Origin of the sequence: Okeania sp. SIO2B9 (assembly GCF_010672505.1) — a bacterium.
GTDB classification, from domain to species: Bacteria; Cyanobacteriota; Cyanobacteriia; order Cyanobacteriales; family Microcoleaceae; genus Okeania; species Okeania hirsuta.
Genome location: NZ_JAAHGK010000515.1, coordinates 1 through 4,926, shown reverse-complemented (window position 1 = coordinate 4,926; position 4,926 = coordinate 1). Strand labels below are relative to the sequence as shown.

The following is a 4,926-nucleotide window of genomic DNA, read 5'->3' as shown; positions in this document are numbered from 1 at the left end:
AGAACCATGTATAACAATCCAAGACCATCCTCCAATATCATGTCCTTCAAAGTTGACTTTTCCATTACCACCCTTGAGATATTTACCAAAACCTATTTCTTTATTTTCGTGTCTAACAATTCTATCAGAAGAAGTAATTTTGCGATTACTGTATAACTGGATTTGATATTACTACTCCCTTTTAGGGAGAGGATTGACTAAAAGGAAAAAAATTTCTTTTTTCCTCTGGAAAGGGGAGGTTTTTAACCAAGGTATTTAATTAATAATTAATTATTTGGTAAGTCCTGATTGAATTTATAAATCAGCTCTAAACTCTGCCAAAACTTCTATCAGCTCACTTTGACAGGGCATTGGCAACAAGTTAATCAGAGAAACTTCTTGTCTACCCGCACCTAACTTAACAGGAATATTTTGCAGTATTTCCACAACTTTACCTTCAGAAGGTACTTCCTCAATCAGAATAGGATAAAACTTTTCTGCCAAAGTTAAATGTAGTTTTGCATCAGATAAATAGAGATGCCAACCAGCAATATCAATATAAACTTTATCCCCTATTTCTGCTGCTAAACTTTCAATTATTTGTGTTGTACTACCATTACTCATAACAACAATAAAACCTAATTTTTTTACCTACAGAATCACTAAAATTCTTTTATACAGAATCCTCAGTAGTAGATGAATAATCTGCCAGTGCGAAAATATAAATCCCGTGAACTAACAATAATGATACCCAAACACCTGTTACCCAGATAGCCCAAGGCCAAGTCGCTGCTGTGAGATTACGGAAAAACCACATACCAGAATTACTAGCAGCAAAAATAGCCACATGAATAGCAAAATTCATTCGGTCGTCTAACTTTCGGAATTCTGGGTCATTACGGTCAGGTTTACGAGGCCAACGAGGAGGCATAATACTTTATAAATTTATTTAATTACAGTTCAGTTTCTTTAATTATTCTAAAGGTAAGCTAGCAATTTGGAGATTATTTGCTAAAGAATATTGACTACTCCCCTGGCTCTTGCCGAGGGGATTCTAAGCAGATACTACGCAACAGGATAAATCCGTGTTGCTCCGTCTGTTCTTAGCTGAAATACACTCTCTGGGGACAATTTCCGCGGTGCCCCTACACAGTCGGCTTAGGAGGACTGAGTCAGGAGAAATGGGAATTATAGAGGAGGTAGGAGGAAGAATAGTCCCTTGATTTTTCAGCGTTGTGGTAATGATTTTTAGATTAAGTATCAACGCAAAACATCAGTTTTTCAATTTTACCTTCAGCTAATAGACATCTCCAAGAATCAAAAATCAATATCTATATCCCAAAGAAATTATCAATTCTTTACCCCTACTCCCTATGGGTGGAGTAGATGTCTAATTATCATTACATTTAAGCAACGCCGATTTTTCTGCGCAACTATGCGCCTAAAATGCTAATTTTTTGAACCTAAGCGACCTAAAAGCTGGGACTTTTTTCAACAAAAAAAATGCTAAAACCTTTATATGTCAATGCTTTTAGATTTAATCAGCAAACCCTAATTAACATTTAACCGCTGCGGGACATGGAAAGCCTAACATTCCCATAGGAAAAAACGGAGTGACTCTACCTTCTCCGGGTTTCCTAGCCATACCCAATTGACCAAGAGAAAAGAAAATGCAGAATTTTTTTGCCTCCTGATTGCAGGAGGTACCGATAACTGAAGTCCGCAGTTCCGACCTTATGAGGCTAACTGAATTGACCCAACTATTGGCGTAGCCTTTCCGGAGAAAACGGATATCTGATAATTACGCACTCGATGCATGACTTCTAACTCAATTGATAATCCCCAGACTTACCCCCACTCTTACTCAACAGACGAATCAACTCAATAGAAATAGACTTTTCCAAAGCCTTAGCCATATCGTACAAAGTCAAAGCAGCCACAGAAACTGCCGTCAAAGCTTCCATCTCCACCCCAGTTTCCGCCTTAGTTTTCACCATGGCCCGAACCTGATATCCAGGTAGTTGTGGATCGGCAATTAACTGAACATTTATTTTTTGTAATGGCAAAGGATGACACAAAGGAATCAGTTGAGCCGTTTGCTTGGCCGCCATAATTCCAGCCAACTTAGCAGTTCCCAAAACATCACCTTTTGGCGCATTACCAGCTTGAATAGTTTCAAATGTTTCTCTTGACATCCGTACTTGTCCACCAGCTTCAGCCTGACGCACAGTAGGCACTTTAGCAGATACATCAACCATTTGAGCTTCCCCCTTTTCATCCAAATGAGTTAAATTTTTTGGCGCATTACCAGCTTGAATAGTTCTTGATATCCGTACTTGTCCACCAGCTTCAGCCTGACGCACAGTAGGCACTTTAGCAGATACATCAACCATTTGAGCTTCCCCCTTTTCGTCCAAATGAGTTAAACTTTGCTCGAATTTAAAAAAATCTCTTGTCATTTTATTCAAGTGTGCTATTATTTATTATTAGTGCGGAAGAAAAGCTTTTTAATTAAGCTTGATCCAAAACTAAAGATGACGGGGGCCTGTAGCTTAGTGGATAGAGTGCGTGGCTACGGACCATGAGGTCGGGGGTTCGAATCCCTCCAGGCCCGTATTAAGAATTAATAGCATAAGTATCTTGTCCCTGACCAGAAGCAAATCTGATGGAATGGGGCAAATCTTTGTTTGACATGGTGATAAATGTAGCTAGTGCTAAACAAACAAGACAAGCATCTAGAGCAAACATACTTCTATAACTAAAACTAAATTGCTCTGCCACCAGACCAAAACAAGGACCAGCTAAAGCCAAACCTAAATCAAATCCACCAATACAAAGAGAGAAAAATTTACCTCTTTGACTAGGAAGACATCGGTCTGTGATTAAAGTAATCATCATAGGAAGAACCAAGCCACTAGAAGTCCCTCCGAGAATAGCTGCGAGTAAAATGGTGTTGCTGCTATTTGCTGTCCATAACGTTAACATACTCAACAAACTACAGGCGAGACCTCCACTGATAAAAATGCCGCGACCAAATCTATCTGAAGCTCGTCCAGTAAAACAGCGGATGATAAAACTAGCGATCGCTCTAACTGTATAAAAAAGTCCTGCATTCAGAGAAATTCCACTTTCTTGAATAAAAAGTGGTAGAAAGGTAACTGTTGTACCAAATACTAAACCCACCATCAACATCACAAAACTAGGGACTAAAACTCTACGACTCCCTAATATTTGCCAGAATTTTTGTTGCTGTAACTCATTTAAAACAGGATTTAGATCGGTTTGATTTTTTCCTACTGTAGTGTTTTGTTCCCTGACAAAAGAACCACATAATAAACTCATAACTCCCAGAGTAGAACAAAGGATAAATAAAGCCACATAACCACTCGCCTCTGCTAAAAAACCTCCTATCGCTGGGCCAATTCCCATACCTATAGGAGCTGCTAAACTCATATAACCAATTAATTCTCCCCTACGACCGGGAGGAGACAAGTCAGCGACCAAAGCACTATAACCAATAGTAACTCCAGCAATACTAATACCGTGAAAAGCACGAACTCCCATTAATAAAGGAAAAGACTTTAGTAGTAAGTAACCGAGTGGGGCGATCGCCGCTACACTTGTGCCAACTATTAGGACTAACTTCCTACTTCTTGTATCAGCTAATGGTCCTAGAAAAAATCGTGATAGTAATAGTCCCACAGCGAAGCAACCCATTACCAGGCCAATTTGTTGTTTTGTTCCTCCAATAAAATTTATGTAAAGAGGTAAGGTGGGTAGTAAGGTGGCTATACTTGACCAAAATAATAAGCCTGCAATGAACAACATCATTAGGCTGCGCTGGTTTTGAGGCTCAAGTGTTCGGAATACTTTCACAGTTAATTGACCCTGACCTAAATAACTTGTATTCCTATATTTTGTAACACATTGTTAAGATTTGCCTGTCTAAACTTTCTTAAATACCACTGTGGTTATATTTTTGTCAATTACTGGTTAAGGAGGGTGGTTAACGAAGTCAGAACTCATAACTCAGAAGTCAGAAGTTATTTTTGTCAAGGGGATTTTGAGCAACCCTCCTTGAATATTTCTGCTTTACACTATTGTTATATATTTGTCAATTATTGGTTAAGGAAGGTGGATAAAATTAGTTTGCTGTGCTAGTAAAAATTTAGGGCGATCGCTACAAAAACAACGAAATCATGGGCATTTGGAGCTTTATTTTGTTATTAAGTCATAGCTTACGTCAAATTATACTATTTTTGATAATATCACAAAATTGAGAATAAGCTCTGAAAGTATTGAAACTTGGTGGGTTTATTCAGGAATTTTTTTATTTTTTTTATCAGGGATTGATGACAAAATTTTGATTTTTTAAATTAAAAGTTGAAATATATAATTAAAACTGTTCAGATATCTATAGGAGGGAACAGGGAACAGGCAACAGTAGGAAAAATATTTCCCTGTCTAAGGTTTATTATCAGCATAAGTCGTAATACCATTTCTTTGTAACAATGCGCTTAATAATTGTTGCTCAGACTTTATTACACTGACTATTCTCATCTTTATATTAAGTGCAACTTGATGGAGAAATGGTATAACCAACCCATTCTTTTTCTTTGTTATGTATGTAAATACCTATAGAAAGTTTTTGAAGATAAGTCGGTAGACTTACAGCAAATTTCAGGAAGCGTGAGGTGCAATTCAAGACTAATCTATAATTTTTATTCATTCTTTATTCTCTCACAGGAGTGCGTATTCCCTCTCTTGGTTGATTGGATATCGGTACTTTGATATTTTTCACAGTGAAAATGCCTTCAAAGCTAGTGCAGGATGGCAGAAATAAGTGACCAGTAGGAGCAATGCCCTCTTCCTGAGATAGAATACTCAGAGGTGCGATCGCATCGGAGAGGCCAGCCCCAAAAAGTGACCACTAAAAAAAAGTGATTT

At 37.9% G+C, this 4,926-nt stretch carries 4 protein-coding genes and 1 tRNA gene; 1 reads left to right on the top strand and 4 read right to left on the bottom strand.

Going from position 1 to position 4,926, the window contains the following annotated elements:
* Positions 1 to 294: 294 nt before the first annotated feature.
* The 3 genes from F6K13_RS18105 to moaC all read right to left on the bottom strand — a co-directional run bounded on the left by F6K13_RS18105 (position 295) and on the right by moaC (position 2,297).
* Positions 295 to 603 (bottom strand): DUF3181 family protein, encoded by a 309-nt coding sequence (locus F6K13_RS18105; RefSeq protein ID WP_124145455.1) that lies wholly within the window; start codon positions 601 to 603, stop codon positions 295 to 297.
* Positions 604 to 652: 49 nt separating this feature from the next.
* The gene (locus tag F6K13_RS18100; protein WP_124145454.1) at positions 653 to 910 is read right to left on the bottom strand and encodes a 2TM domain-containing protein; all 258 of its coding nucleotides are present in this window, start codon (positions 908 to 910) and stop codon (positions 653 to 655) included.
* An 892-nt stretch (positions 911 to 1,802) separates the two neighbouring features.
* Positions 1,803 to 2,297 carry a cyclic pyranopterin monophosphate synthase MoaC gene (gene moaC, locus F6K13_RS18095; RefSeq protein WP_275670389.1) on the bottom strand — a complete coding sequence of 165 codons (495 nt, stop codon included), beginning with the start codon at positions 2,295 to 2,297 and terminating at the stop codon, positions 1,803 to 1,805.
* 223 nt (positions 2,298 to 2,520) lie between these two features.
* On the opposite strand from moaC, the gene F6K13_RS18090 reads away from it, so the two are divergent.
* Positions 2,521 to 2,593 (top strand) — tRNA-Arg (locus F6K13_RS18090).
* Positions 2,594 to 2,595: 2 nt separating this feature from the next.
* Here the strand turns inward: F6K13_RS18090 and F6K13_RS18085 are convergent.
* A complete protein-coding gene (locus F6K13_RS18085; RefSeq protein WP_240038986.1) occupies positions 2,596 to 3,855 on the bottom strand; it encodes an MFS transporter in 1,260 nt (419 codons plus the stop codon).
* Positions 3,856 to 4,926 lie beyond the last annotated feature (1,071 nt).

Bases quoted from the DNA above. Each gene is read 5' to 3' on its own strand.
- F6K13_RS18105 (WP_124145455.1), bottom strand. From the start codon at position 603: ATGAGTAATGGTAGTACAACACAAATAATTGAAAGTTTAGCAGCAGAA.
- F6K13_RS18100 (WP_124145454.1), bottom strand. From the start codon at position 910: ATGCCTCCTCGTTGGCCTCGTAAACCTGACCGTAATGACCCAGAATTC.